We start from the raw sequence: 25,778 nt of genomic DNA, 5'->3' as shown, positions 1-25,778 counted from the left end.
GTCAATTAAACATCGCGTCAATATCGGCCTGCGACACGCCCTTGCCTTCAAGCTGCGGGCCGTTCAACAGGGCGTCATCCCCCTGCTTTTGTTCCCTGGCCTTGCGCGGGTTGGCTTCGGCATAACGCGCAATTTCTGCACCAAACGCCGTTACCAGCCCTTCAACCCGTTCTTCAATGGCTTTTAACGCCTTGACAACCTTGGTCGTTCGCTGACCTGTAATATCCTGGAAATTACAGGCTTCATAAACCCGCATGGTCGCATTGGTTACAAGCTCTGCCTGTTCAGGCGGCAGGGTAGCTGCAAATTCTTCAAGCGAGTCCATCGCATCAAGAATTTCATGCGTTGCCCCGGCTGTCGCATCGACAATGGCGTCAAGCTCGTCCGTGGCATTCGGGATATATTCGGCCTTGATATCATCAGGACGCAATGACGCGATTTCCGATTTCATCTTGCGAATGATATTGGAAAGCTCATCAAGTTCGCCAAACAGGCGTTTTTCATCCTGATTGTCGGTCTTTGTGTTGGCCGGAAGAAACTTTGCCAGACTTTCGACAAGCCCGGAAACTTCTTCAATTTTCAGATCGCCTTTTTCAAGACGCGTCTTTAACTGGCCCAGCAGATCACGTAATTGGCTATCATCCACGGCGGTATCACGGGACAAAATGCCCCGTGCCCCTTTTTGACTTAGAAATCACCAAGAACCGTGGTCAGCTTACCCTTGAGGGTTTCGGCATTGAACGGCTTGACGATATAATTTGATACGCCTGCTTTTTTAGCCATAACGACGTTTTCAGTCTTGGCTTCGGCAGTGATCATGATGAAGGGAAGGTCCTTCAGTTTCGCATCCGCGCGAACTTCCTTAAGCAACTGAAGACCGGTCATCGGCTCCATGTTCCAGTCGGAAATAACCAGGCTGAACGGCTTTTCACGCAATTTGCGCAACGCCATGCTGCCATCGGTTGCTTCTTCAATATTGGTGAAGTTCAACTGGCGAAGAAGATTACGGATGATACGCAACATGGTTTTGTAATCATCGACAATCAGAATTGGCATATTGGGATCGACGGACATTTACCACTCCATGATGCTGTCAATCTGGAAAACTACCCAGCTTTTGGTTCGGAACATTATATTCGTGATGTACCTATTTAATTTAGGTTAATCAAGGCTTTTCACTTTGATAAAAATGAGTGTTTTTCATCTGATTTCAAGAACTCCGGTTAAAACCAGAGGGTTATTTTTCAGTTTTGTCGGCCTTCGGGTTTAATTAGAGGCAGACCGGTTACGGATTTGTCAATGGCAGCGTACTTAAATCACGTTTATAGGCAAGCTCGGTTGTCAGGGCGCGGGCGCGATCGGGCGTCATTTCCGCCAGGACCGCTGCGGTATTGGCTTCACGCATGCCCTGGGCAACCTGCAACAGAATGCTCATATCCAGATCATTCCAGATCCGGGCAGCATCCTTGGGTTTCATTTTTTCATAAACCGTAATCAGCTTCTTGATACGATCATCGTCTTTCTCGTCTTTCTTTTCAACAAGCTGCGCAATCGACGTCTGCAATCGTTTCATTTCGGCAATTTTGCTATCGATCCGTGCTTCGGCGGCCGTGATCAGGCTTTCGCGTTCGTCAAGGCGTTGCTCGCGACGGTCCAGCTCGGAGCGGCGCGCCGACAGATTTTGCAAAAGATCAATTTCTTCCTGGGTAAACAGGGTCGGGTCCCCACCAAAACCGGGGGCCTCGCTGCCTGCATCGCCGCTGGCGGCAGCTTCCTGATCCATTGCCGGGGTCAGCGCGTCATCCATCGGGGCATCAAGCCCCGGCTCGCCCGCTTCGGGGGTGGTGTTTTCCTGGGCACGGGCGGCCTGTACCATGCTGACCGCAGCCGCTTCCTGCACATCCCCCCCATCGCGCCAGATCGACACGATATCCGCGACCTTAAGCGACAGGACAAGCCCTGACACCAAAATCAGCAAAGGTAAAATACGCAAAGAAGACATCCATTCACCCGATAGTATCTGCCGGTCCGATCCCGAAACGGCATATAAACCCTAGTCGCAAACTGCACGCACCAACAGGCCGACCCATTATATAAATTGGGTAGTTTCCACTACAAGAACAAGCCCGTGTTAAAAAAACAGACCCGCCTTTTACCCGTTGATAACGTCACAATTCCCCGTTTTCGTCCCCAAAAGTCGCCCTACCCGGCCAACCGGCATATCAAGACAGGTCATGCGATATTAACGCACCGAACGCAATGCAGCCAGCAATTCCCGCTCTGCATCGGAACGCCCGGCATCCTGATCTGAGTCTTCATCGTCAAGAAGGTTGGCGCGACGGTCGCGATCATCGCGCGACAAAGATGACGATGAGCGATCATCCCCCCCGGCATTGCGGCCGCCACCGCCATCATAGGCATTTCGTGCATTTGTCATTTCGGTATCGCGGACCATGCGCGCGGCAAGTTCCTCGGCCCGCGTTTCAATGCCCACACGGTCATTGCGTTCATCAAGCGGCGGCTTTCCTCCACCCCCGCCCTGCCCGGTCAAACCGGTATCGGACGATGCCTTTTTACGCGCGGCATTCACACCGCTTGCCGCCTTTTCAAGGCGGTTGGCAATGGCATCACCACGATCAACCATAAACGATAAATCCTCGTGCAGGCCACTGGCCCGCTCAATATCCTCGCGCAACGCATCCCCGCTTTGCGATGCCATTTCCTTCAAGGATTGAATCAGTATTTCGGCCCGCTCGGTAGCGGCATGAAATGCCGACAGAAACTGCTCCATATCCTCGCGGTTACGACGAAAGGCTGCAAGCCTGCGATTAAGCATCAGCGCATAGATGATTGTCGCCAACAGCAAAACAATCATCAGGAGATCGAGATAGAACTCGAAATCCATCAGCCGGTTTCCTCCTTGTTCTTACGCGCGCGTTCCCGCACCTGAATGGCGATTCGGTCCCCTTTTCGCCCCATCAGGCCCCGAAACAGGGCAACATCCCCGCAACGTACTTCCACCGGCGATGTTGGCCCGGTATTGAGCAACATCCGGTTCCCCACTTCAAGATTGATCACATCGCCCAGCGACATGACCTGTTCATCAAGAACAGCTAGCAAATTAACATGCGTCTGCCAAAGTTCATTGGCAAGGTGGTTTTCCCAGATCGAGTCACGGCCGAACTTTTCGCCCATGAACATCTGAAGCAGCAATTCGCGCACCGGCTCCAGCGTGGCATAGGGAATAAGCAGTTCCAGCCGCCCGCCGCGGTCTTCCATATCAATGCGCAACTTGGCAACAATCGCGGCATTGGCATGGCGGGCAATGGTGGCAAAACGCGGGTTGGTTTCCAGGCGTTCAAACCGAAAATTCACCGGGCTTAACGGATCAAACGCCGCCGAAAGATCGCCCAGCACCACATGGATCATGCGTTCAACCAGGTTACGTTCAATCGTCGTGTAAGGGCGGCCTTCAATACGCATGGCCGCCGTGCCCCGGCGCCCGCCCAGCAACACGTCCACGATCGAATAAATCAGGGCCGAATCAACTGTCAGCAGACCATAGTTATCCCATTCCTCGGCCTTGAAAACGCCCAGCATCGCGGGCAAGGGAATGGAATTAAGATAGTCGCCAAAACGCAATGACAAAATATTGTCGAGCGAGACTTCAACGTTATCCGAGGTAAAGTTACGCAACGATGTCGACATCATGCGCACCAGGCGGTCAAACACCACCTCGAGCATGGGCAAACGTTCATAGGCCACCATCGACGAGTTAATGATGGCCTGAATGCCGGACTGATCCCCCGACCCACTGCCATCATCAAAGCCCAGCAGGCTGTCGATTTCGTCCTGGTTTAGAACACGCGCAGAGCCGGGGCCGACAAGTTCTTCCTCCTCGCCGCCATCCTCGCCAAGCATGGATTCCCATTCGGCGGCCATATCATCGCCGCCGTCGCCGCCGTCACCGTCGTCATCGCCGCCCCCGGCCATGGCTTCCCATTCGGCGGCCAGTGCATCATCATCGTCTTCTTCGGCCATCGGCGTTTATCCCAGGCTTTTATCTTCGGTCCTGCGCGGTACATTATTGTACCAGCATTTCCTTGAACAAAACGTCGTTAATTTTGGCAGGCTTTGCGGCAGCACTTACCCGGATCAGCAATTCTTCGCGCAGGCGAAACATACCTTCGGACCCGGCAAGGTCTTCCGGGCGCAATTCGCGAAGATAAACCTGAAAATTGTCAACAATGCGCGGCATCATCTGTTCAACTTCCGGCACCTTCAACTGGTCCGCAACTTCAAGGCTGACGCGAATTTTCAAATAGCTTTGTTTGCCCGAACCGGTATTAAGGTTTACCAGAATTTCCGGCAAATCAACAAAGCCAACATTTTCCGGCACGCCGGGTGCCTGTTCGATCGAGGCATCAGGTGCTGTTTCCTCGGTGGTCTGGCTATCATTGCCCAGCACCATATCGATGACCGGCTGCATCAAGCCGGTAAAATACGCCGCCGCAGCCCCGCCAACCAGCAACAAGACCAACAGAATAATAACAATCAGCAGCTTTTTACTGCCACCCTTGCCACTGCCACCGCCTTCTTCAATTTCGTCAACGTCGTCACCCATCAGCCTGTCCTGCCCTGCACATCGTCACGTCAAACCGGCACACGCACCCGCACGTCCCACAATTTTGACAGCTTTAAACCGGCCACGTTAACATTCCGTTGCCCATAATAGCTGCTAAGCCGTCGGTCGACAACAAAAGCCCCGTAAAGCCATTGCCTTCGCCCCGCCACGCGCCGCCCAAAGACAGGGCCTTGCCCGCAGCATCCCTTTAACATCTGGGATCAAACCTGCGCAATACCAGCTATACGGGGTTGTTAAAGCAAAAAAGCTGCCAGTTTGCCGTTAAAATCACCGGACGGCATTTTCTGCCCACGGGCATCCCCCTGCCCTGTCGCCAACGCCCGGCAGATTAGCCAGCCAATATCGCCGTAAATACCGTGCGAACCGCCGCATATGGGCGCTGTTGCGGCACCTGCCGCCAAAGTCTGTGCCATGTCCGAACACGGCAAAGGGCAATAACCGGTTTTGCACCCGGTATTCCACAATCGCCGGTACAGGGGCCTTTCTTGCCTGATCAATGGCATATTTTAATCCGGCAAGTTTTACCCAATGCGCTCATTGCATTGTTTTTATTGAATTTTATCAATCTGGCACGGCATTCGCATTATCGTTGGCAACCAATTTTGCCTGCAAGCGGGATATGACCCACCATGGAAAATACATCCTATATCGCCCTGTCGCGCCAGATGGTTTTGCGTAGCAAGATGAACACCATCACGCAGAACCTGGCCAATATGGACACCAACGGGTACAAACAGCAAAACATGATGTTTACCGACTGGATGGCGGCAAACAAGGATGCCCCGTTTCGCGGCGAACGTAAAATTGCGCTGGTACAGGATATTGGCCAGTATCGCGATACCACGGTGGGCAATATCGAAACCACCGAACGCGATTTTGACGTGGCCCTGACCAAACCCGACATGTATTTTTCGGTCGATACCCCCAATGGCACCCGATATACGCGCAATGGCAATTTTTCGCTGGATCCCGGCGGGCAGCTGATCACATCAGAAGGTTATCCGGTGCTGACAGACGCCGGACAGCCGCTGTTTTTTGGTCAGGCTGACACCCGCGTGACCATTGCTGGCGATGGCACCGTTTCCACCGATGTCGGCCAAATCGGCCGCCTTGCCGTTTCCACCTTTGATAATATCCAGCAGTTAAAGCCTGAAGGATCGTCCCTGTATAATACCGATCAGCAACCCCAGGCGGTTGAAAGCCCGGGGATTGTTCAGGGGTCTTTGGAAAAATCCAACGTCAATCCGATTACGGCGATGGTCGATATGATCGAGGTTTTGCGAACATACCAATCGGTTACCAGAACCCTTGAAAATGAAAACCAGCGCCAGCGCGACATGATCAGCAAACTGGGCGATGTCCGCGCCTGATTGATATGAACCGTTTGTTCTGCCCCCGGGGCAGAACCACCAAGACAGCGCATCACGCGCAGAGAGGAGACAAAAATGCGGTCACTCGATATCGGAGCCCTTGGCATGATGGCACAATCCACCAACGTGGATGTGACATCGAACAACATCGCCAACATGACGACGACCGGTTATAAACGCCAGCGCGCCGAGTTTCAGGACCTGTTATATCAGGATTTGCGCCGGGCCGGTTCACCGTCATCAGACACCGGAACCATTGTGCCGGTTGGTGTGCAGGTTGGTCTGGGTGTAAAAACCGCCGCTATTGGCCGTTATACCGGCCAGGGCAGTGTTACCCTGACCGAAAACGAACTTGACGTTGCCTTGCAGGGACGCGGGTATTTTCAGGTCGATTTGCCCAGTGGCGAAACCGCCTATACCCGTGATGGTACGTTCAAACTTGATGCTAACGGACAGATCGTCACCAAGGATGGTTATGCCATTCAGCCCGGCATCACGGTGCCAAACAATGCAACATCGGTTACCATTAACGGATCGGGCGAGGTTTACGCCGAAATTGACGGGCAGGTCGCCCCGCAGAATCTGGGCCAGATTCAGCTGGCAACCTTCATCAACCCGGCCGGCATGAGCGCACTTGGTGACAACCTGTTTCTGGAAACCGACGCATCGGGCACCCCCAATACCGGCACCGCCGGATCGGTGGGGTTTGGCACCCTGCTGCAGGGATATCTTGAATCATCGAACGTTAACGTGGTTCAGGAAATCACCAACCTGATCAAGGCCCAGCGCGCCTATGAAATGAATTCAAAATCCATCTCGACGACCGACGAAATGATGAGCGCAATCAGCAACCTGCGATAATTAACACCGCACAGGTTCGTTAAAACCAGAACCCGGAAAACAAGACCCGGCATTGCGAAACCGGCCAGTCCGGCGTTTTCCGGCCTGAATTGTCCGGTTTGTGTTTTGCTTTACCTGTCATTGTTATTTTGGTGCTAACATCACAGGCATGATGATGCGAAACACCCTTTCTGCCCTTGCGCTGGCCTTGTTGTTCCTGCTGCCGGGAAACCTGCAAGCACAGGAAATGGATATTCTTTTGCGCCCACAGGCCCATATCGAAGGGGCCTATGTCACCTTGGGCGACCTTTTTAGCGGCCTGCCGGTTGAACAGGAAGATGTTGCCGTGGCCCACGCACCGCAGCCTGGCCAACAGGCAGTGCTTGATTATCGCTGGCTGGCAGGAATTGCCCAGCGATACAAGGTTGCCTGGCGCCCGCGCACAACAGCCGACCAAACAATTGTAATTCGCGACAGCCAAACCATCGGCATGGATGAAATTTCCGATGCCATCCACGGGGCCTTGTCGGAAAACGGCATACCGGCACCTTTTGCCGTGGATATGGGCGGGGAAACCTTTCGCATCGAGCTGCCGGTTAACGCCCCGGTTCAGCTTGAAATCACCGGTATCAATATCAACCGTCGCACCGGCCGGTTTATTGCCGACGTTACCACAGGGCGCGGCACGGCCCAGCAACGCACCTATCGCATGAGCGGGCGTTATTTCCCCCTTGAACAGGTACCTGTTTTAGTTGATTCGGTACAGCGCGGCGACATCGTGCGCCCCGATCAGGTCGAAATGCGCGATGTTCGCAGCGACCGCCTGCAAGCCAATGTCCTGCGTGACCCCGCCGATGTTATCGGCAAGGAAGTACGCCGCAGCGTCAACCCCGGCGAACCATTACTAAACCGCGATTTCACAGCCCCCATTCTGGTAAAACGCGGGGCAATTGTGACGATCCGGCTTGAAACCCCAAACATGTCGCTTACCGCACGGGGAAAAGCCCTTGAAAACGGATCCGCCGGGGATGTGATCCGGGTGGTTAATTTGCAAAGCAACAAAACCATTCAGGTTGAAGTCACCGCAGAAAACGATGTGCGCGCCATCCCGGCCATGAGCCAGTAATCTCGCGACATCCAAACCCCGGACAAACCGGGCAAAGCACCTCTCCTTTAATCCAGCGCTTTCTGAAGACGGTAAAGCAGGGCCAATGCCTCGTCCTCCGAAAGAGGTGCCACGGCTTTGGCAAGGGCTTCCTCGACTTGCACAATTGCCGCTCGGCCTTGCAAGGCCAGTTCCTCGCCACTTGGGGTTAACCGGGCAAGTTGACGGCGCTTGTGGTGATCGTCCTGCCGTCTGACCACATATCCCGCTGTCTCCAGCCCCGCCAGCACAGATTGCATGGATTGCGGCGTGATAAATGCTGCATTTGCAAGATCGGCATTTGTCATGTCTGGCTGGGCCATCAGCGCGGCAAGCACCGCATTTTGCGCTGTTGATAAACCACAGCTTTTCAAGGCCTCGTCCATCCGGCGACGCAAGCGATGCTGGGTTCTTTTTAAATTGTAGCCCAGAGACCTTTCCAGACTGCCTTCCTTTATCATATCAGGTTCCTTATAACATATCAGGAAGTTGATATTATACATCCAATCAGGAGAAAAAGTATGGCATATCTTACTGGCATCGATTTTGTGGGCATTCAGGCCGATGATCTGGAAGCCGCCAGGGATTTTTACCACGGCAAGCTTGGCCTTCCGATCATGCAGGGGCCTCCGGGTGCTGTGGTGTTCGACAGCAAGCCGGTCCCTTTCGCGGTTCGCAAACCCATAACAGACCTTTCATCTGCGAAAGATTTCCTTGGGGCCGGTATCGCACTCTGGTTTGCCTGCAATGATGCCGATACCCTGCACGCGGAACTTGCCGCTGACCGGATAGAGATCGTCTTCCCCCCAAAAGATGGCCCGTTTGGGCGATATTTCGCATTCCGCGATCCCTTTGGCTATACGATCACCGTTCATACCGCAATGGATCAGAAGGTGTGATATGACCCGTTACTGGATGGGCGTTGCCTGCGCCCGACATGCAAGGGCAGGCCGTGATGGCGGGTTCGCCCAGCTTGGACATGGCAAGCAATCTGCCATAAGCGGACTACAGAAAGGCGACTGGATTATCTATTATTCTCCGCGCGAAGAAATCGACGGCGGTGTGCCTGTGCAAGCGTTTACGACGATTGGTCAAATTACGTCCGAAAAACCCTATCAAGCGGATCAATCCATGGGGTTTCATCCGCACCGTGTTGATGTGGATTACCTGCTTGCGGCAACCCCTGCCCCGATCCGGCCACTTCTTGAAGAACTGGAACTGACACAAGGCCGGGCGGCATATTGGGGCTTCGTCATGCGAGGAGCAAAACGAAAACTCTCCGAAGCCGATTTTCAGAAAATTGCCCTTGCGATGGGCGTTACCATTTAATCAGCTGGCACGGCCATAATGCAAAACCGTGTGACGGCAGGTTGGCAGATTAAACATGTAACCATAACCTTAACCATCCTCATTACCGACAAAACCAAAAGATCTGCCCCAGTCGCGGATATACCCCCCTGTGATGGCTCCCTCCTCACGCCTTCCTGGTTTTATCCATCGTCAGGTAAGGACGTTGATTTTTTCTGACCAGAATTTTGGGGTATTGCCCGGAACTCCGCCCTGTTTGAGCATGGCCGGCCCGCCCGGCACAGGCCCGGCAAGGTTTGCCGTCCTGGGCGACACATAACTGGCACGAAGGTTGCTAGTTACACTGTGCGGAACCCAGGAGGATAAAATGACCTTTATCAAAACCCCGACAAGGGTGCCCTCACGGCACCCGAATAAATTTCCCCGGCTGGCAATGACCCTGTCGCTGATATGTGCGACGGCCTTGTTATCGGGGTGCAACACCATGCGTCGCCTGTCAGAAGTTGGCGAGGCACCGAAACTGTCTGGAATCAATAACCCGACCCAAAGCCCCGGCTATCGCCCGGTCAGTATGCCCATGCCAGCCCCCCAGGTTGCCGAAAGCAACCCGAATTCGTTGTGGCGCACCGGGGCGCGGTCCTTTTTCAAGGATCAGCGCGCCAGCCAGGTGGGTGACATTTTGACCGTCAGCATCGCGATTGATGACAAGGCGCAATTGGCCAATACAACCGCACGCACACGGAAAAATTCCGAAGACATGGGGATTCCGTCGTTACTGGGGCTGGAAAGCCAGTTTACCAAGGTTTTGCCAGAAACGATTGACCCGTCAAATCTGTTTAACATCGACAGCAATTCGTCCAATTCGGGCGGCGGCACGCTGGATCGTACCGAAACCATCGATCTTAAGGTCGCGGCGATTATTGTGCAGGTTTTGCCTAACGGCAATTATGTCATTCATGGCCGGCAGGAAATTCGCGTTAACGCCGAAGTGCGCGAAGTGCAGGTCGCCGGTGTCATCCGGGCCGCCGACATTACATCGGCCAATACCGTATCCTATGACAAAATTGCCGAAGCCCGCATTTCATATGGCGGACGCGGCACCATTTCCGACGTGCAACAACCCCGGTATGGCAGCGAGATTATGGATATCCTGTTACCGTTCTGACCCTGGCAGATTGTGAATAAGACTTCGGGGGTTCCGCAGACGGGCATGTTGCCCGCCCCGACGACCGGCTGGCAAGAAATTGCCAGCCGGTTTTATTGTGCCGACATGGCAACGCAGCCCATTCCCCTTGACGCAAAGACACAAAATCTACCCGGCTTGCGCCCAAAAGAAAGGGACCGGTCTGTTTGGACCGATCCCTTGCCGGGTATCCCCGTTTTAGCGTTTCTCCCACAAGAAACGAATTTTTTCGGCTGCGGTTTCTAAGTCGATCCCGTCTTTTTACCGTATTTTTTTACCGCTGCGATCAATCGTCGCGGCGGGTACGCTCCATCCGCTCGTGGCGTTCCTGGGCTTCAATGCTCAGGGTTGCAATCGGACGGGCTTCAAGTCGTTTAAGGCTGATCGGTTCGTCAGTTTCTTCGCAGTAACCGTAGGATCCGTCTTCAATGCGGCGCAAAGCGGCGTCAATCTTGGAAATCAGCTTGCGCGCACGGTCGCGCGTCCGCAACTCAAGTGCCCGCTCTGTCTCCGCAGAAGCGCGGTCGGTAAGATCGGGTTCTTGCAATCCTCCGTCCTGAAGATTCGCCAATGTTTCTGATGATTCGTGCAAAAGTTCTGCCCGCCAGGCCAAAAGCTTCTGACGGAAATATTCCCGCTGACGCGGATTCATGAACTCTTCGTCCTCGGCGGGACGATAGTCAGGTGGTAATGTGATAGTCATGTATGCCCTCTATACAGGACTCACCGATCGCGCGGGAATATAGAGGCACCAGCCTATGCGTGCAAGCTGATTGAACAATTTCGCCAAATCTATCGTAAAAAAACCGGAAACAGGTTAAATTTCAACACCCTAAGGGAATTGCCATCAACTAACGCAAACCGGCAACATCCAGCTTTGCCAATTCAACCCGTGCGCGCAGCTCTATTTCATCAAGAACCTCACTTAACGCCGGATCGTCAACTTCTTCGCGTTGTTTTCCCACAACATCAACCAGTTGCGCCAGTTGCGACGCCGGAAGGCCTCCGCCCAGCAAGGCCTGACGCACCCGGTCAAGCTGATCAAGCAGCGTCTTTGCGCGTGCAACAGAGCGTTTCCGCGGGGAATCCAGCGCGTCACCGCTTTGTTGCAGGGCCAGTAACGCATCAAGCGCGCTGACCGATGATGGCGCATGCAATCCACCCGCAGCCGCAGCCCGTTCCGGCCCGGGGCCACTGGAACGCATGGCATTGGCAAACCCCCGGTCATTACCACCAGTGCCCGAAGCCTTGCGTGTCGACGCACCCGACGTGGTGCCTTTTGATCCGCTAACCTTCATTTTGTCTACTGCCTTATTTTTGCGTTCCAGGCCCATATAACGACCTGCCGGAAAATCACGATCAATTCCGTATCCTGCCCTATATCTGGCGACAAATTGATCCTTTGTCGAGTCTTCCCCAAAGTCATCGTTTCAGCAACCGGAAAAAAATGCCGGGTCAGGCCGCCAGAGGCTCCTTTTCATCAGCCAGATGGGCATAAGCAGCTGAATTTACTGGAACCGTTTAAATTTCCCTAACGCGCGAACCTTGTGAATGCTCGATTGGCACGTTTTTCGCTTTGTATCTGGCGAGGGCATTTCACATTGCCTGTCAGCCCAGTTAACCGGCGTAACTTTCGCCCCCGACACAGCGGAATGACCAACATGATCAAGCGTCTTGGCAAATATGCATTTCAGGCAGCGATTATCGCAGCGCTGGGCATTTTCGCCCTGGCCCCCATATCAGCCGCCCATGCCCAGTCCCGCATCAAGGACATCGCCGATTTTGAAGGTGTCCGTGACAACATGCTGGTGGGTTATGGCCTGGTCGTTGGTTTGAACGGCACGGGCGACGATTTGAAAGACGCCGAATTTACCCGCCAAAGCATGGTTGCCATGCTCGAACGACTGGGCATTAACGTGCGCGACCAGATCGAAAACCTTGATTCCGACAACATCGCCGCTGTGATGGTCACAAGCACCCTGCCGCCCTTTTCGCGCCAGGGGTCGAAAATTGACGTCAATATCAGCGCTATTGGCACCGCCAAAAGCCTTCAGGGTGGCACCTTGCTGGTAACCCCGCTGGTCGGTGCCGACGGCGAAGTTTACGCTGTTGCCCAGGGGCCGGTTGCCGTTGGCGGCTTTAGCGCGCAGGGCAATGCCCAAACCGTGGTGAAGGGTGTTCCAACCGCCGCACGCATTGCCAACGGCGCCATTATTGAACGCGAAATCGACTTTAATCTTAATGCGATGAAAACCATGTCGGTGGTGCTGCGCAACCCCGATTTCACCACGGCACGTCGCATTTCCAACGCCATTAACGCCTATCTTGGCGAGGTTGCCTCCCGTCCCAGCGACCCTGGCACTGTTCGCCTTACCGTGCCGGACCGCTATAACAAGGATGTGGTGGCGTTACTGACCGATATCGAACAGTTGCGCGTCGAACCGGACCAGATTGCCAAGGTGGTGATTGATGAATCGACCGGTACCATTGTTATGGGCGAAAATGTGCGCATCAACCGCGTTGCCATTGCCCAGGGCAATCTAACCATCCGGGTCACCGAAACCCCGCAGGTCTCCCAACCTTCGCCTTTCTCGCAAGGGGGCACCACCACCACCGTCCCGCGCACCGATGTGCAGGTTGACGAAGGGGCGGACAAAAAGCTGGGCATTCTCGATACCGGTGTCACGCTTCAGGAACTGGTTAGCGGTTTGAACAGCCTGGGCGTTGGCCCGCGCGACATGATCACAATTTTGCAGGCCATCAAGGCATCCGGTGCCCTTCAGGCCGAAATCGAGGTGATGTAATGATGATTGATGGCACAAGCGCCCTTATGGCGCAGGCACAAACCAGCGCACAAGCCAGCAAGGCATCTTCCATTGCCTCACAGGCAAGCGGGCTTGGTAACGGCAAGCACAAAACACTGGCCCAGGCCGAGGAAGCCGGCAAAAAATTTGAAAGCATGTTTCTGTCGCAAATGCTGAGCCACATGTTTGAAGGGATCGAAACCGATCCGAATTTTGGCGGCGGGCATGGGGAAACAATGTTTCGATCCATGCTGGTTGACCAGTACGCGCAAAAAATGACCAGCGCGGGTGGCGTAGGAATTGCAGATGCGGTTACACGCGAAATCCTCAAGACGCAGGGAGCCTGATATCATGACAACGGAACAGATGGTAATTGAGCTGAAAAGCGTCACTTTTGACCTGATTTCGCTGCTGGAGCGCGAAACCGAGGGTATGCGTACCCTTGAAACGGCAGAATATGACCGCTTCGTTGCGGAAAAATCTGCCCTGTCGATGCAATATGAACAGCTGGTGCTGGAATTGCGGACCCGGGCGGAAGACCTGAAAAACATGCCCGAAGACGAAAAAGTTGAACTACGCGAATTGCAGGCCCGTTTTCAGGAAGCCGCAAAGCGCAATATGCGTGCGCTCAAGGCTGCCGAAATCACCAACCAGCGCATGATTGACACCATCGTTCGTGCAGTCAAAAGCCGCGCTAATGAACAGGTCACAACCTATAACCGGGGCGGCTATGTCAATAGCCCGGTTGGTCGGGGTTACAACACCACCAAAAATCGCGGCACTCTTTCCATCAGCCTGAACGAAACGTTTTAAGGCACAGGGGAAATACCATGTCACTGACACAGGCCCTTAATTCGGCAATTTCAGGTTTGAATACCGCGCAGTCGCGTATTTCGATTACGTCATCGAACATCGCCAATGTGAATACAGCTGGCTATTCGCGTAAAATTGCCGGTCAGGAATCGATTACCCTGAACGGTCAGGGTGCCGGTGTTCAGATTGGCGATGTCACCCGCAATGTAAATGCAGGTCTGCAAAGTGAATTGCGCGGCGAACTGGGCAAAGCCGGCACCGCGGAAGTCCGCGATGAATTTTATCAGCGCGTTCAGGTGCTGTTTGGCACCCCGCAGTCAAACTCGGCCATCAGCCAGCGCATCAGCGACCTTTCCGACGCATTTGAACAGCTTAACAGCACCCCGGAACAAAATTCGCCCAAGGTGCAGGTTCTTGCAGCAGCAACACAGCTTGTCGACTCGTTTGGCAAACTGTCTGATCAAATTCAAACCCTGCGCAGTGATGCCGATGACAGCATTAACCAGGAAATCAATGACGCCAATTCATTGCTAAGCCAGATTGCCAAGCTCAATACCGACATTGTGCGACTGGGCAATATTGACCAGCCGACCACCGAGTTGCGCGACCAGCGCGACCAGAAGGTCAATGCGTTATCGAAAATTATCAATACATCGACCTACACCCGTGAAGATGGCTCGATGGTTATTTTCACCGCCAACGGCTCGCGTCCCTTGTTGGACCGCAGCCCCGTCACGCTGAATTTTTCGCCAACTGCAGGCTACGAGCCAGGGTCAAGCGGCTCTGGCATTTCACTGGATGGCGTTGACATTACCGACGAAATCAAATCGGGCACCTTGCGCGGGCTGGTCGATATGCGCGACCAGGATTTGCCCCAGCTTGCCGACCAGATCAACGAGCTGGCCACCCAGTTGCGCGACGCCATTAACGCCGAACACAATAAAGGCTCGGCCTTTCCGCCGCCCACCAACCTGACCGGTTCGCGCCAGATCGAAGGCACTGATCCTTTTGCAGCGACCGGAACTTTTCGTGTTGCCGCCCTTGGCACCAACGGCGACATTGTAAGCTATTCCGACATCGACCTGTCGACCTTGTCAAGCCCGGTAACTGTTGCCGATCTTGTCACAGCGATCAACGGTTCATCCTCGGGCGGTGATCTACAGGCAAGAATTGCCGACGGTCGCCTGGTGATCGAAGGTAAAAACGGCAATCGGGTTGCTGTAAACGAACTCGATAGCGCGGTCACACTTAGCGATGGCCGCAGCCAGGGCCTGTCGCATTACTTTGGCCTGAATGACCTGTTTACGACGGCAAAAAACTCCAGAATCCTGACATCTACCGCCATGCCCGATGCGTCATCTGCGCTGGGTGTTTCGGGAACATTAACATTGTCGGCAGGAAGCAGCGGCACATTGGCAACGCCAATCAGCGTCAGCTACACCAATGGCGATAACCTGACGACAATTCAGAACAAACTGCGCGGCCAGCTAACCGGTGCGCTGGGCCTGAGCGCGGATCAGGCATCGAACATGGTTTATATCGCCAATGACGGTGATCGTGCACGCCTGGTTATTTCAAGCGATGCCAACATGTTCGCAACAGATACCGGCAATCTTTCAAGCAAGATCGGCCTGACCGAAGACCAACCCGACATGACCGGCAGCCTGACCGTTTCGCAAGATATCGTCAACGATCCGTCGCGCCTGTCGCGCGGTACGTTAAATGCCGATGTTTATGAATCAAAAACCGGCACTGGTGGCGTGACGATTGCCGATCCTTCGGCATCTATTGCTGGGCTGGCAGCGCCAACCACGGGGGACTACACCCTTAACATCACCGGTGATTTTGGCACTGTTTCCATTTCCTATAATGGCAGCAAGAACGACTCGCTGAACTCGATTGCCGACCGCATTAATGCCGATTCGACCCTGACCGACAACAATATCAACGCCGAAGTTTATTTTGATGGATCGTCTGGCTCCTATAAGCTGCGTATTCAAGATAGCGGTGGCGATTCGATGTACATCACTGATGATTTTGATCCATCGACAGCCACCAACCCCCTAGCAGATAAAGGCCTGATTGAAACGCTGGGCCTTGGCATTCCTTATGGCCTTCGTGAAGGTGACAATTCGTCGGCGGCAAGTCTGGCCGGGGCGTTATCCCGGACCGATATCAACTTTGATGCAGCAGGCGGGTTATCGCCGGAAAAAACATCGCTGATCGATTATGCCGCCAGCATTATCAGCACCGCATCGACCAAAGCGGCGACCGCAAGCGATGCGAACGAATTCCAGAACACGCTGGCGAATGATCTTGATACGCGGATTCAGAACGAAGCCGGCGTTAACCTTGATGAAGAAATGTCCGACCTTATCATCTTCCAGCGCGCATACTCGGCCTCGGCCAAGGTTATATCGACGGTTGATGAATTATTTGATACGTTGCTCAATGCAGTTTAATATTCTGCATGTGATGGAGAATTAGAATGGTAACCCGGGTAGCAACCTTTACCACTCATACATTGTTAAGCAACCAGGCGCTGAAAAACGCGGCAAAATATAGCGAGCTCAGCACACAGTCGAGCAGCGGCTACAAGTCGCGCGACTATGCCGGTATTGCAGGCGACACCCAGCAGTTGCTTAACCTTGAAGGCTCGCTTACCCGCAATGGCCAGTATCTGAACAACATTACCGAGGTAAAATTGCGCCTGCAAAACATGGAATCGGCTACCGATTCCATGAACGACATTGCAGTACGAATGAAAACCCTGTTGCTACAGGGTCTTAGCAATTCACAGGCGGACGACCTTAATCTGGATGAAGAAGGCAAACAGGCCCTTGACCAGGTTAAATCCCTGCTTAATACCACGCTGGACGGACGTTACCTGTTTGGCGGTGCGACAACAGATAACGCTCCGGTCAATTTCGACTCGGCCCCGCTGCCCGACACCTATTTTGCCACCGTAAGTGGCACCTCAAGCGCGCCTCTCAGTACATTGGGCGGCACCGTTGGCGGCAGCCTTGATATCAACGGGCAACCCATTACCTATTTGCCAACCGACACCGCACAGGACCTGGTAAACCAGATCAACCAGCTCTCGCCGCCACCGGCGATTGCATCGGTTCGCGCTGATCCGGGAACCAACAATTACCGCCTTGTGATCGAGGATTTTTCCGGTAATGCCATGTCGATTACGGAAACCGGTGGCGGCAACCTGCTTGACGGTTTGTCACATAACCCGGCTCTGGCCACCGATACCGGCTATTATCAGGGCGACCAGAAACATCTTTCGGCCCGGGTTGATGAAGAATATTCCGTCAAATATGGCGTCAGGGCCGATGACCCTGCCTTTGCCAGCCTGATTGCCGGTTTGCGCATTATCAGCACATCCACCGACGAGGACTCGTTGCGCATTGCAATGGGGCATATTAACTTTGCCATCGAAAACCTGCCCAATGTGACATCGAAAATCGGTATCGACACCAAAAACGTTGAAACAATTGCATCCCAGCACGAGGATTTTAAGGTTTTTGCCAATAATGCCATTTCCAACATTGAAAATGTCGATGTGCCGCTGACGCTGGCGGAACTTGAACAATATAACACCGCCTTGCAGGCAAGTTTCCTGACCATTTCCAAGTCTGCAGATCTTTCCCTTGTCAATTATCTGCGGTAAGGCTTGATATAAAACATGGAAGCCACAGCAAAACTTGACGATCCTGCCAGAAGGCATCACATGCTTGATGTGTTACATTGGGGAAAGACAGCGGGAAATGACCACTCAGCCAATTGATGAAGCCAACGTACCCAAATCGATTCTTGTAGAAACCCGGTTTGGCGATATTGAATTTGTCTGGGACAAAGCAATTTATATGCCGGTCGGTTTACTTGGATTTACCGATCAGCATGTTTTTGGTCTGGCCAACATTCCGGGTAAAAACCTTGACCAGTTCAAACTGTATCAAAGCCTGACGGACGCAGACCTGTCGTTTATTGTCGCCCCTTACAATTCCGATAGCGGCATTTATGACGCTGCCGATATTGAACGGGCTGGCAAAAGTCTGGCGATCCCACAGGAAGACCTGGCTATTTTGCTAATTGTAACGGTGCGTCCCACCGGAACCGATCAAAACTTTGCCATGTCTGTTAATTTGCAGGCACCGGTTATTATCAACACCAGCCGTCAGATTGGGTGGCAGCACATCATGCCGCACGACAAATACCCTGTCCAACACGATATCTGACGGCCGACTCAAGACACGAAACGACCCGGTTTTCGCTTCGTGAAGACTTTCCCTCGCTTACCGGATTAACCAAATATTAACCGGTAAAAACCGAAACCCGTTATTATCACTAGACAATTCGGGATTTCAAAAAATACTAGACTCTATCTTGGCAGTTGGGTATATTTTGACTATCGAATCGGTAATCCCTGATCAAGAAGATCTCGGTGCCTTCCGGTGAGTTTGCCGGGTTTGATTGGCAAAATCGCCAATTGCAAGTGATCCATGTAGGAGTATATCACTATGGCCTTGAACATTATTTCCAACTACGCAGCCAACGTTGCACATCGCAACCTTCAATCTTCTGACGAAGCAGCGACCCGTTCGCTCGCGAAGCTGTCTTCGGGTACCCGCGTTGTCTCTGCACGTGACGATGCTGCTTCAATGGCCATTGGTGCCCGTCTGAATGCGGAAAGCCAAGCCTTGAAGACTGCCACGGTTAACGTTGGTCAGGCAAACTCCATGCTTCAGATCGCTGATGGTGGCATGAACACCATCAACGACGTTCTGACCCGAATGAAAACGCTGTCTGTTCAGGCATCTTCCGGCAACGTATCCGACACGGAACGTACCTATCTGAATGACGAATTCGGCGCGCTCAAGAACGAAATTGACCGTGTCTCCAGTTCGACCAGCTTTAACGGCGTTCAGTTGCTAGGCAGCGACAGTGCTGTGGAAGCAACTACTGCCACTTATGGTGCTACTACTGGCTTAGCTCTTTCCAGTGCGAACGGTTTCCAGGCTGGGGGCGTTACCATTTCAGGTAGCTCGCCGATTGTAGATGGTAACACGGTATCTGTCAGTCTTGATGAAATCGGCACGACCGGCCAAATCATGATGACTTTGACCGGGAGCGGTGGTCAGGCCCAGTCGATTGATGTTACCGAATACAGGGCAGGCCCTCCTGCTGGCTCTAAAGCAATTGATACTGGTAAAACAGCAACTTTGAACTTTGACGAACTTGGCATCAAGATCGAGATGAACGAAAACTTTGGTGCGACAGTTACTAACGTTGATGTCAATGGTTCAAACGACTTCACCGGTGGTGGTGCTGAAACGGCTCTGACTTTCGCGGTCGGTACGACTGGCACTGGCGCAGCCCTCGGCAACGTTGACTTCCAGATTGGCACCGGTAACGGTGGAAATGACAAGATCTCAATTACCCTGACTGCTGTTGACACGAGTAACCTTGGTAACAAGATCAACACAACTGGTACATTGCTCAAGGATGCCGACCTGACCACAGCAACCAACGCTGGTCTTGCCATCGACGTTGTTGGCGATTCGATCAACGATCTTCAGAAAGCTCGTGCCAGCATTGGTGTTTATCAGAACCGTCTTGACTTTGCGGCTCAGAACCTGTCGACTTCGCAGGAAAACACCGAAGCGGCCCGTTCTACCCTGATGGATCTGGACGTTGCATCTGAAATGACCGCATTCAGTGCAAAACAGGTTTTGGTCCAGTCTGGCGTTGCCATGCTGGCACAAGCCAACCAGATGCCGCAGAACCTGCTGCGTCTGTTGCAGTAATCCGGATATTCGTGACGGAACGGGGGAATATCCCCCGTTCCTTCTACGGATTATCCTTTGTCGATTTCATCGGCATGGGAGGCTCAAATGGAAATTACCCAATCTTTATCGCCGCTTCACGGTTCCGCTTCTTCATCGAACGGCACTGCTGCGGCTTCTGGTGTTTCTACCTCTGGGCTATCATCCGTAAATTCGGGTTCTTCTTTAGCCCCTGCAACCGTTACACCGGTATCAAGATATCAGGCATCTGGGGATATTGCTCCGATTGATGCGACAGATCAGTTAAAACAGGCTTTTGCCGACCTTGACCTTACAGGCCGCCCAATTGACAATTATCGGGTTGAACTTAATTTCAACCGTGACACAGGGCGTGTTGTTGCCAAGGTAACGGATCGTACAAACGGCGAGATTCTTCGCGAAATTCCGTCAAAGGAACTTCAGAATCTGTTTTCCCAAATTCGTGATTACCTCGGTACCTTTGTAAACGAAGAAGCTTGATTTTTACGCCGCCCGCATTTCAGGCATGGTATTTGCGTAAATATCTGCATAATCGTTTTGGGGCAGGAATTGCCCATCAATATCGACCGGGACACGCAAAATGAGCAGCGCCAACTTAAACAACGTCTATGTCGGCAGTAACGGTAGAATTCAGCTTTCAGGCTTGAGTTCCAATATCGACTTTGTCGATGTTGTCGATCAGATGATGAAGGCGCGCCGTATTCCGGCTGACAATCTCGAAAAACGTATCGATTCCAATGACGAAAAGCTGACGGCTCTGCGTGAACTGCAGGACCTCGTCAAAAACCTTCAGACATCGATGAACACCCTTTACGGGGCCAACAGTTTTGACGGGTCAAAAAACAGCTTTTCCAGCAAACAGGTTTTTGCCACTTCGTCTGACGGCTTGGCGTCCAGCTTGGCAACCGTGACTGCAAGCAACAAGGCGGTTGCTTCCAATTACACATTGCAAATTGATCAGGTTGCGACCAAGCACAAGGTTTCGGGCAATACCATCAATGCCAACCCCGGTGATACCCTGTCGACGGCACAGAACGGCAGTGGCACTGCAATTGGTACGGGTACGTTTACCGTTGGCTCAAATGGTAATTCTGCGCAGGTGGACGTGTCAGCAACCGATACTCTGCAGGACGTGCGCGACAAGATCAATGCCGTAAAATCAACAACCAACGTTCAGGCAACCATTGTCAAAGTGGCTGATGGACAGTCCACCCTGATTATGTCCTCGACGAAAGAAGGGGCAGCCAACCAAATGACGCTGAGCGATGACAGCGGTTCTATTTTGCAAAATCTTGGCGTGCTGGCAGCAGATCCCAATACCGGCGTGGTTGGTATAAATACCGATAACGAGATTCAGGCTGGCCTTGATGCTTCTTTCAAGCTCGATGGTGTTACGGTAACGCGGTCGTCAAATACGATTGACGATCTGGTGGATGGACTGACATTCGACCTTTACGAAGCATCGCCGTCAACGACGATCAATATTTCCGTCGAGCAGAATTTGAGTTCGGCCAAAGATGCAATATTGGGTTTTGTTGATGCCTATAACGCCGTACGTAGCTACATCAACGAAAAGACCTATGTAGACCCCAACACCAATGAGGCGGGTGAAGGGTCGGTTTTGCTTGGCAATTCGTCGGTCAAAACGATTGAAAATGATTTGCAGCAAATTCTGGCCTCCACACCAATTCGCGGCGGTGGCAGCTCGGCGGATGATATTTCCGTGCTCGCCCAGGTTGGTCTGACTTTCAAATCAGCTAGCGAAGTCACTTCTGACGACAAATATTCAGTCAGTACACTTGTGCTTGACGAAAAAAAACTGAATGAGTCCCTGATCAACAATCCTGACGAAGTGGAAAAACTTTTCAATTTCAGTTCAACAACCACCAATCCATCTTTGCAGGTGACCAGTTTTGGCGCGGCAACAGGCGGCGCGCAATATGACTTCTCTGTGACCAAAGATGCCAGCGGAGCCATCACCGCCGCAACCTACACCGTTGGCGGTGTTACCAAGGATGCCACCATTAACGGTACCAGCCTGTTAACAGAGGACGGGCTTAAAATATTCTATAACGGCCCCGACGGAGCCACGCAGACAGGGACAATCACAACATCTGTCGGGATTGGCGCTAAATTGCATTTTTCCATGGTCGATATGCTTGATAGCAATAACGGCGTCATGACAAATGCAATTGATTCGCTCGAAACGCAAAATACGAGCTATCAGGAAAAAATCGACAAAATTGACAGCCGCATTACCAGTCAGCGTGAAGTGATGATGAACAAATTTATCAATATGGAAACGCAGCTTGCCAAGTTGAAAAACGTCCAAAATTCACTTGATGAATTGATGGCAGCGGGCAAAAGCAACAATAACTAGGTGATCAGGACCCGATGTCGGCCCACCCCAACTTGAATATCAAGGAATATAGCATGAATACAAACGCAGCCCGCGCCTATGGCGACCAGCAGGTCAACACGGCATCGCCGGCACAGATGGTTTACATGCTGTATAACAAGACCATTTCGTCGCTTCAGGAAGCGGTCAAAGCGATTGAATCCAACGATATCCAGGCCCGCTGCAACGCCAATTGCAAGGCAATGGAAATTATTGCCCATTTATCTGGCACGCTTGACCTGGAGCAAGGCGGCGAAATCGCCAGTAACCTGCGTGAACTTTATCGTTTTTCCACAGTTCACCTGATGAAGGTTGACCGCAACAACGATAAACAGGCAGCACAGGATGTTATTGGCCTGCTAACCCCAATGCGGGATTCCTGGGCCATTCTGGCCCGCAAAAGTGCAGACGAATTGCGTCAGGCTGTTCAGGGTGCCAAAGATGGCAACGCAGACCAGCAAGATATGTCCCAGTCAGCACCCGCCGATGCCGAAAAGAACGGCGACACGGCAGAAACGGAGACCAAAGAACAACCACGCCCTTCCGGCATTTCCATTTCAGCTTAACATTTTGCAAGCTGACAGGGATTGGTTTCACATACCCGCATCCCTGCACAAGGCAAGGCATCCCAGGCCTGATTACGGGTTGCCCTAACGAAACATACTTGAATTCTGTTTGTGTCCCCCGATCCGTGATTGGGGGATTTTCTTTTGTGCGTTCCTTCCCGCACCCGTCTGCCGCATATTTTACAGCCTTGCGTTCCACCCGAGGGATTACAACTGTCTGGCTGGGTGGCTTGGCATAGCTGGGCCAGGCCTGGATATTTTAGCCGATGGCCGAATTTACCGACCAGAAACCCCACGGCATTTGTATCGGCAAAAAATGCCGCATCCATCGCCCCTGCCCTAACATATTGATCACAATTAACATTTGGTAAACGTCAAAACTGGCCCGCCACTTGCATTATCTATTGCAGACTTACAAAAGGGACCGTGTCATGCACAGCTCTGCGATCGATAAAATCAGTACACCGACCATATCGGTGCCCGCGCAGAACCAACCTGCCAGCAGCAGTGTGGCCTTCGCCGACATCATGGAAAAGGTACAGGCGGACCGGGCAGACACCGCTGCCCGATCCCAAAAACACCCGGCAAATACTGCCGCCGACACCCTGGCATCGCGCGACAACCGCAGCGACCAGGATCGCCGGGCTGTGGCTGACGACACACCGGACGAAGATCGTGACGCGACGCCGCGTACCGATCGCAACAACGACACGCGCCCCCGCAAAGCGGACAATACCCAAAAAGACAAAGTCGACCACAAGGACGACACAGACACGCCTGACAAAAATGTCGCAAAAAACGACGCGTCAGATGAAAAACCGGTTAAAGAATCCACACAGGACGACACCGGTGCTGCGAAAGATCAAACCGCAGCCAGCGAAGATAACAACACGACAGCAGACACGAGCAAACCTGCGAAAGACAGCACCGAAACGACAGCCAAGGCCGGGGATGAAACCACAGCCGAAGCCATCGCCGGTGCCAGCCAGCCTGTTATTGCCAGCCAAACACCCATAGGGGTGCCAGGCGTACCGGGCGCACAGGCTGCCACAGTAACAACGGGGGATGGCGCATCCGCCAAGGACGCGCTGTTATCGTCAACCGCCCTGTCGCAATCGGCCACGGCCAATGGCACCGCCCAAAATGATGGCAGTGCCGCCAAAACCATGCAGGCCGCAGCCCTGACCGGGACAGATGCGAATGGCGATACATCAACCGGTACGGATGCCAAAGCCGGGTTTGAAGCCGCCCTTAAGCAGCAAACACCCGGTAATGGCAAGGCCGACGCCAATGCCGGTAATGGTAATGGCACCAGCCAGAACAGCCCCAATAACGGGGCAAATAATACTGGTGCCAACGCACCAACCGCAAACGGTGCAGCCCAGCAAGGCACAAATACGGCTATGGCAAATCTTGCCGCCTTGCAAAATGCGGCAGCCCCCCAGGCAACGACGACACAAACAGCAACATCGGCCACCAGTGGAACAGCCGCAATCGGGGCAACGGATGGCACAAACGGAGCGGTGCCTGGCGTTGCCGGACAAACCGTTAACGGCACAACCACCGCCACCGCACAGGCCGCGGCCAACCAGGCTGGGCGGGGTGCGGCAGCCGCTGAAACTGTTCAGCAACAGGTCGCCGTTCAAATTAAAAAAGGTGCTGGCGATGGCGTTGACCGGATTTCCGTGCAACTGCGCCCCGAACATTTGGGCCGCGTCGATGTGAAGCTGGAAATTTCCCATGATGGCCGGGTGCAAACCGTGGTTCAGGCCGATAACCGCCAAACCCTGGACATGTTGCGCCAGGATGTCAAAGGCCTGCAACAGGCGTTGCGGGACGCGGGTCTGAATGCCGATTCACAAAGTTTTACCTTTGAACATCGCCAGGATGGCGGACAGGGGCAAAACCCGAACCAGAATAGCGGCAGTAACGGGCGCGCAGGCGCCTCCCGCCCGAATGAAGGCGATATTATCAGCGGTGCCGAACTGGCCCAGCATGTTGCTGTGGGCTATGGCATAAATTCCAACGGCCTTGTCGATATACGCATTTAGCCCGGGAGATAAAAGATGACGGTTTCTTCCTTAACCAATATCGGTCTTCAGACCTCGAATGCGAACGCTTCTTCGTCAAATTCGGCCGCATCGCTGTCACAGAACTTCGATACCTTCCTGACACTGCTGACCACGCAGTTAAAAAACCAGGACCCGACCTCGCCGATGGAAAGTGATAAATTCACCGACCAGCTCAGCCAGTTCGCCCAGGTGGAACAAGGTATTCAGACCAACAAAAACCTTGAAAACCTGCTGACCATGCAAGGCCAGCAACGCCAGCTTTCGGCCCTGTCCTATGTCGGCGCAGAAATCGAGGCCGTTGGCGATACCAACTGGCACACGCCAGGCGAAAACCTTGATTTCAAATACAATATTTCGCCCGAAGTACCGTCCGCCCAGCTTCAGATCGTCGATCAGGAAGGCAAAACGATTTATTCCGAAACAGTCGAAGATGTATCGGGTGTTCAGACCTTTAGCTGGGATGGCAAGAACAATTCCGGCACGGATGTTGCCGAAGGTGCCTATACCCTGGTTATCAAACCGCTGGGTAAAGACGGCGAAACCTTCAAGGATGAGAAGGGCAAGGAAGCCTCGGTCTCGATTGGCATCGTCGGCAAGGTCGATAGTGTCGACATTGGCGATAACGATATTTACCTGCGGATTGGCGATGTCTCGGTTCCGTTCACGACCCTGACCAACGTCAAACTGGCCGCAACTGCCTCTGATAACGCCAGTGATGGCAACTCCGGAACAGGTAGCACCGGAAACGATGGCGACGATACGGCGAGCGACGAAGCCGCCTGATTGATCGACCACTTTTGA

28 protein-coding genes are annotated in these 25,778 nt (G+C 53.2%); 18 read left to right on the top strand and 10 right to left on the bottom strand.

Going from position 1 to position 25,778, the window contains the following annotated elements:
• Window position 1: 1 nt before the first annotated feature.
• The 7 genes from THS27_RS08245 to THS27_RS08215 all read right to left on the bottom strand — a co-directional run bounded on the left by THS27_RS08245 (window position 2) and on the right by THS27_RS08215 (window position 5,058).
• Window positions 2–664: a protein phosphatase CheZ gene (locus THS27_RS08245; RefSeq protein ID WP_085589717.1), complete on the bottom strand. Its 663-nt coding sequence runs from the start codon at window positions 662–664 to the stop codon at window positions 2–4.
• 23 nt (window positions 665–687) lie between these two features.
• A complete protein-coding gene (locus tag THS27_RS08240; RefSeq protein ID WP_085580778.1) occupies window positions 688–1,074 on the bottom strand; it encodes a response regulator in 387 nt (128 codons plus the stop codon).
• A 211-nt stretch (window positions 1,075–1,285) separates the two neighbouring features.
• Window positions 1,286–2,002, bottom strand: coding sequence for a MotE family protein (locus THS27_RS08235; RefSeq protein WP_085589715.1), 717 nt, complete (start codon window positions 2,000–2,002; stop codon window positions 1,286–1,288).
• 240 nt (window positions 2,003–2,242) lie between these two features.
• Window positions 2,243–2,905 (bottom strand): DUF6468 domain-containing protein, encoded by a 663-nt coding sequence (locus THS27_RS08230; protein WP_085589713.1) that lies wholly within the window; start codon window positions 2,903–2,905, stop codon window positions 2,243–2,245.
• Window positions 2,905–4,041: a flagellar motor switch protein FliM gene (gene fliM / locus THS27_RS08225; protein ID WP_085589711.1), complete on the bottom strand. Its 1,137-nt coding sequence runs from the start codon at window positions 4,039–4,041 to the stop codon at window positions 2,905–2,907. The genes THS27_RS08230 and fliM overlap by 1 nt, the downstream gene beginning before the upstream one ends.
• Window positions 4,042–4,084: 43 nt before the next feature.
• The gene (locus tag THS27_RS08220) at window positions 4,085–4,624 is read right to left on the bottom strand and encodes a flagellar basal body-associated FliL family protein (RefSeq protein ID WP_085589709.1); all 540 of its coding nucleotides are present in this window, start codon (window positions 4,622–4,624) and stop codon (window positions 4,085–4,087) included.
• A gap of 254 nt (window positions 4,625–4,878) precedes the next feature.
• Window positions 4,879–5,058, bottom strand: a complete 180-nt coding sequence (locus tag THS27_RS08215; RefSeq protein WP_085589707.1) for a hypothetical protein — start codon at window positions 5,056–5,058, stop codon at window positions 4,879–4,881.
• A 216-nt stretch (window positions 5,059–5,274) separates the two neighbouring features.
• Between THS27_RS08215 and flgF the strand changes: the two genes are divergently transcribed.
• From flgF to flgA, 3 genes are all read left to right on the top strand, one after another.
• Window positions 5,275–6,015 (top strand): flagellar basal-body rod protein FlgF, encoded by a 741-nt coding sequence (gene flgF, locus THS27_RS08210; protein WP_085589705.1) that lies wholly within the window; start codon window positions 5,275–5,277, stop codon window positions 6,013–6,015.
• A gap of 75 nt (window positions 6,016–6,090) precedes the next feature.
• The gene (gene flgG, locus THS27_RS08205) at window positions 6,091–6,876 is read left to right on the top strand and encodes a flagellar basal-body rod protein FlgG (RefSeq protein WP_085589703.1); all 786 of its coding nucleotides are present in this window, start codon (window positions 6,091–6,093) and stop codon (window positions 6,874–6,876) included.
• 148 nt (window positions 6,877–7,024) lie between these two features.
• Complete coding sequence (gene flgA / locus THS27_RS08200) at window positions 7,025–7,981, top strand: flagellar basal body P-ring formation chaperone FlgA (RefSeq protein WP_085589889.1); 957 nt, start codon at window positions 7,025–7,027, stop codon at window positions 7,979–7,981.
• Window positions 7,982–8,028: 47 nt separating this feature from the next.
• Here flgA and THS27_RS08195 read toward each other — a convergent pair whose 3' ends face one another.
• A complete protein-coding gene (locus THS27_RS08195) occupies window positions 8,029–8,460 on the bottom strand; it encodes a MarR family winged helix-turn-helix transcriptional regulator (protein WP_168184854.1) in 432 nt (143 codons plus the stop codon).
• Window positions 8,461–8,520: 60 nt separating this feature from the next.
• On the opposite strand from THS27_RS08195, the gene THS27_RS08190 reads away from it, so the two are divergent.
• From THS27_RS08190 to flgH, 3 genes are all read left to right on the top strand, one after another.
• A complete protein-coding gene (locus THS27_RS08190) occupies window positions 8,521–8,898 on the top strand; it encodes a VOC family protein (protein WP_085589700.1) in 378 nt (125 codons plus the stop codon).
• 1 nt (window position 8,899) lies between these two features.
• The gene (locus THS27_RS08185; protein WP_168184853.1) at window positions 8,900–9,328 is read left to right on the top strand and encodes an EVE domain-containing protein; all 429 of its coding nucleotides are present in this window, start codon (window positions 8,900–8,902) and stop codon (window positions 9,326–9,328) included.
• A gap of 346 nt (window positions 9,329–9,674) precedes the next feature.
• Window positions 9,675–10,472, top strand: coding sequence for a flagellar basal body L-ring protein FlgH (flgH, locus tag THS27_RS08180; RefSeq protein ID WP_246832891.1), 798 nt, complete (start codon window positions 9,675–9,677; stop codon window positions 10,470–10,472).
• 304 nt (window positions 10,473–10,776) lie between these two features.
• Here flgH and dksA read toward each other — a convergent pair whose 3' ends face one another.
• Together dksA and THS27_RS08165 are read right to left on the bottom strand one after the other, a co-directional pair.
• Window positions 10,777–11,193: an RNA polymerase-binding protein DksA gene (gene dksA / locus THS27_RS08170; RefSeq protein WP_073953569.1), complete on the bottom strand. Its 417-nt coding sequence runs from the start codon at window positions 11,191–11,193 to the stop codon at window positions 10,777–10,779.
• 148 nt (window positions 11,194–11,341) lie between these two features.
• On the bottom strand, window positions 11,342–11,788 hold the full coding sequence (locus THS27_RS08165; RefSeq protein WP_085589886.1) for a flagellar assembly protein FliX: 447 nt from the start codon (window positions 11,786–11,788) through the stop codon (window positions 11,342–11,344).
• A 363-nt stretch (window positions 11,789–12,151) separates the two neighbouring features.
• On the opposite strand from THS27_RS08165, the gene THS27_RS08160 reads away from it, so the two are divergent.
• The 12 genes from THS27_RS08160 to THS27_RS08105 all read left to right on the top strand — a co-directional run bounded on the left by THS27_RS08160 (window position 12,152) and on the right by THS27_RS08105 (window position 25,760).
• On the top strand, window positions 12,152–13,294 hold the full coding sequence (locus tag THS27_RS08160) for a flagellar basal body P-ring protein FlgI (RefSeq protein ID WP_085589884.1): 1,143 nt from the start codon (window positions 12,152–12,154) through the stop codon (window positions 13,292–13,294).
• On the top strand, window positions 13,294–13,641 hold the full coding sequence (locus tag THS27_RS08155) for a rod-binding protein (RefSeq protein ID WP_085589694.1): 348 nt from the start codon (window positions 13,294–13,296) through the stop codon (window positions 13,639–13,641). The genes THS27_RS08160 and THS27_RS08155 overlap by 1 nt, the downstream gene beginning before the upstream one ends.
• 4 nt (window positions 13,642–13,645) lie before the next feature.
• The gene (locus THS27_RS08150) at window positions 13,646–14,107 is read left to right on the top strand and encodes a hypothetical protein (protein WP_085589692.1); all 462 of its coding nucleotides are present in this window, start codon (window positions 13,646–13,648) and stop codon (window positions 14,105–14,107) included.
• A gap of 17 nt (window positions 14,108–14,124) precedes the next feature.
• Window positions 14,125–16,569 carry a flagellar hook-associated protein FlgK gene (flgK, locus tag THS27_RS08145; protein ID WP_085589690.1) on the top strand — a complete coding sequence of 815 codons (2,445 nt, stop codon included), beginning with the start codon at window positions 14,125–14,127 and terminating at the stop codon, window positions 16,567–16,569.
• A 26-nt stretch (window positions 16,570–16,595) separates the two neighbouring features.
• Complete coding sequence (gene flgL, locus THS27_RS08140; protein WP_085589688.1) at window positions 16,596–17,786, top strand: flagellar hook-associated protein FlgL; 1,191 nt, start codon at window positions 16,596–16,598, stop codon at window positions 17,784–17,786.
• Window positions 17,787–17,883: 97 nt separating this feature from the next.
• The gene (fliW, locus tag THS27_RS08135) at window positions 17,884–18,354 is read left to right on the top strand and encodes a flagellar assembly protein FliW (protein ID WP_168184852.1); all 471 of its coding nucleotides are present in this window, start codon (window positions 17,884–17,886) and stop codon (window positions 18,352–18,354) included.
• A 282-nt stretch (window positions 18,355–18,636) separates the two neighbouring features.
• Window positions 18,637–19,923 (top strand): flagellin, encoded by a 1,287-nt coding sequence (locus tag THS27_RS08130; protein ID WP_085589684.1) that lies wholly within the window; start codon window positions 18,637–18,639, stop codon window positions 19,921–19,923.
• An 87-nt stretch (window positions 19,924–20,010) separates the two neighbouring features.
• On the top strand, window positions 20,011–20,421 hold the full coding sequence (locus tag THS27_RS08125) for a flagellar protein FlaG (RefSeq protein ID WP_085589682.1): 411 nt from the start codon (window positions 20,011–20,013) through the stop codon (window positions 20,419–20,421).
• 100 nt (window positions 20,422–20,521) lie between these two features.
• Window positions 20,522–22,321: a flagellar filament capping protein FliD gene (fliD, locus tag THS27_RS08120; RefSeq protein ID WP_085589680.1), complete on the top strand. Its 1,800-nt coding sequence runs from the start codon at window positions 20,522–20,524 to the stop codon at window positions 22,319–22,321.
• 53 nt (window positions 22,322–22,374) lie between these two features.
• Window positions 22,375–22,905: a flagellar export chaperone FliS gene (gene fliS, locus THS27_RS08115; RefSeq protein WP_168184851.1), complete on the top strand. Its 531-nt coding sequence runs from the start codon at window positions 22,375–22,377 to the stop codon at window positions 22,903–22,905.
• Window positions 22,906–23,336: 431 nt separating this feature from the next.
• A complete protein-coding gene (locus THS27_RS08110) occupies window positions 23,337–24,956 on the top strand; it encodes a flagellar hook-length control protein FliK (protein ID WP_085589676.1) in 1,620 nt (539 codons plus the stop codon).
• Between the two features lie 15 nt (window positions 24,957–24,971).
• Window positions 24,972–25,760, top strand: coding sequence for a flagellar hook assembly protein FlgD (locus tag THS27_RS08105; protein ID WP_085589674.1), 789 nt, complete (start codon window positions 24,972–24,974; stop codon window positions 25,758–25,760).
• Window positions 25,761–25,778 lie beyond the last annotated feature (18 nt).

Source organism: Thalassospira sp. MCCC 1A01428 (assembly GCF_002115825.1).
In the GTDB taxonomy this organism is placed as follows: domain Bacteria; phylum Pseudomonadota; class Alphaproteobacteria; order Rhodospirillales; family Thalassospiraceae; genus Thalassospira.
This window is presented reverse-complemented; position numbering and strand designations above follow the sequence as displayed.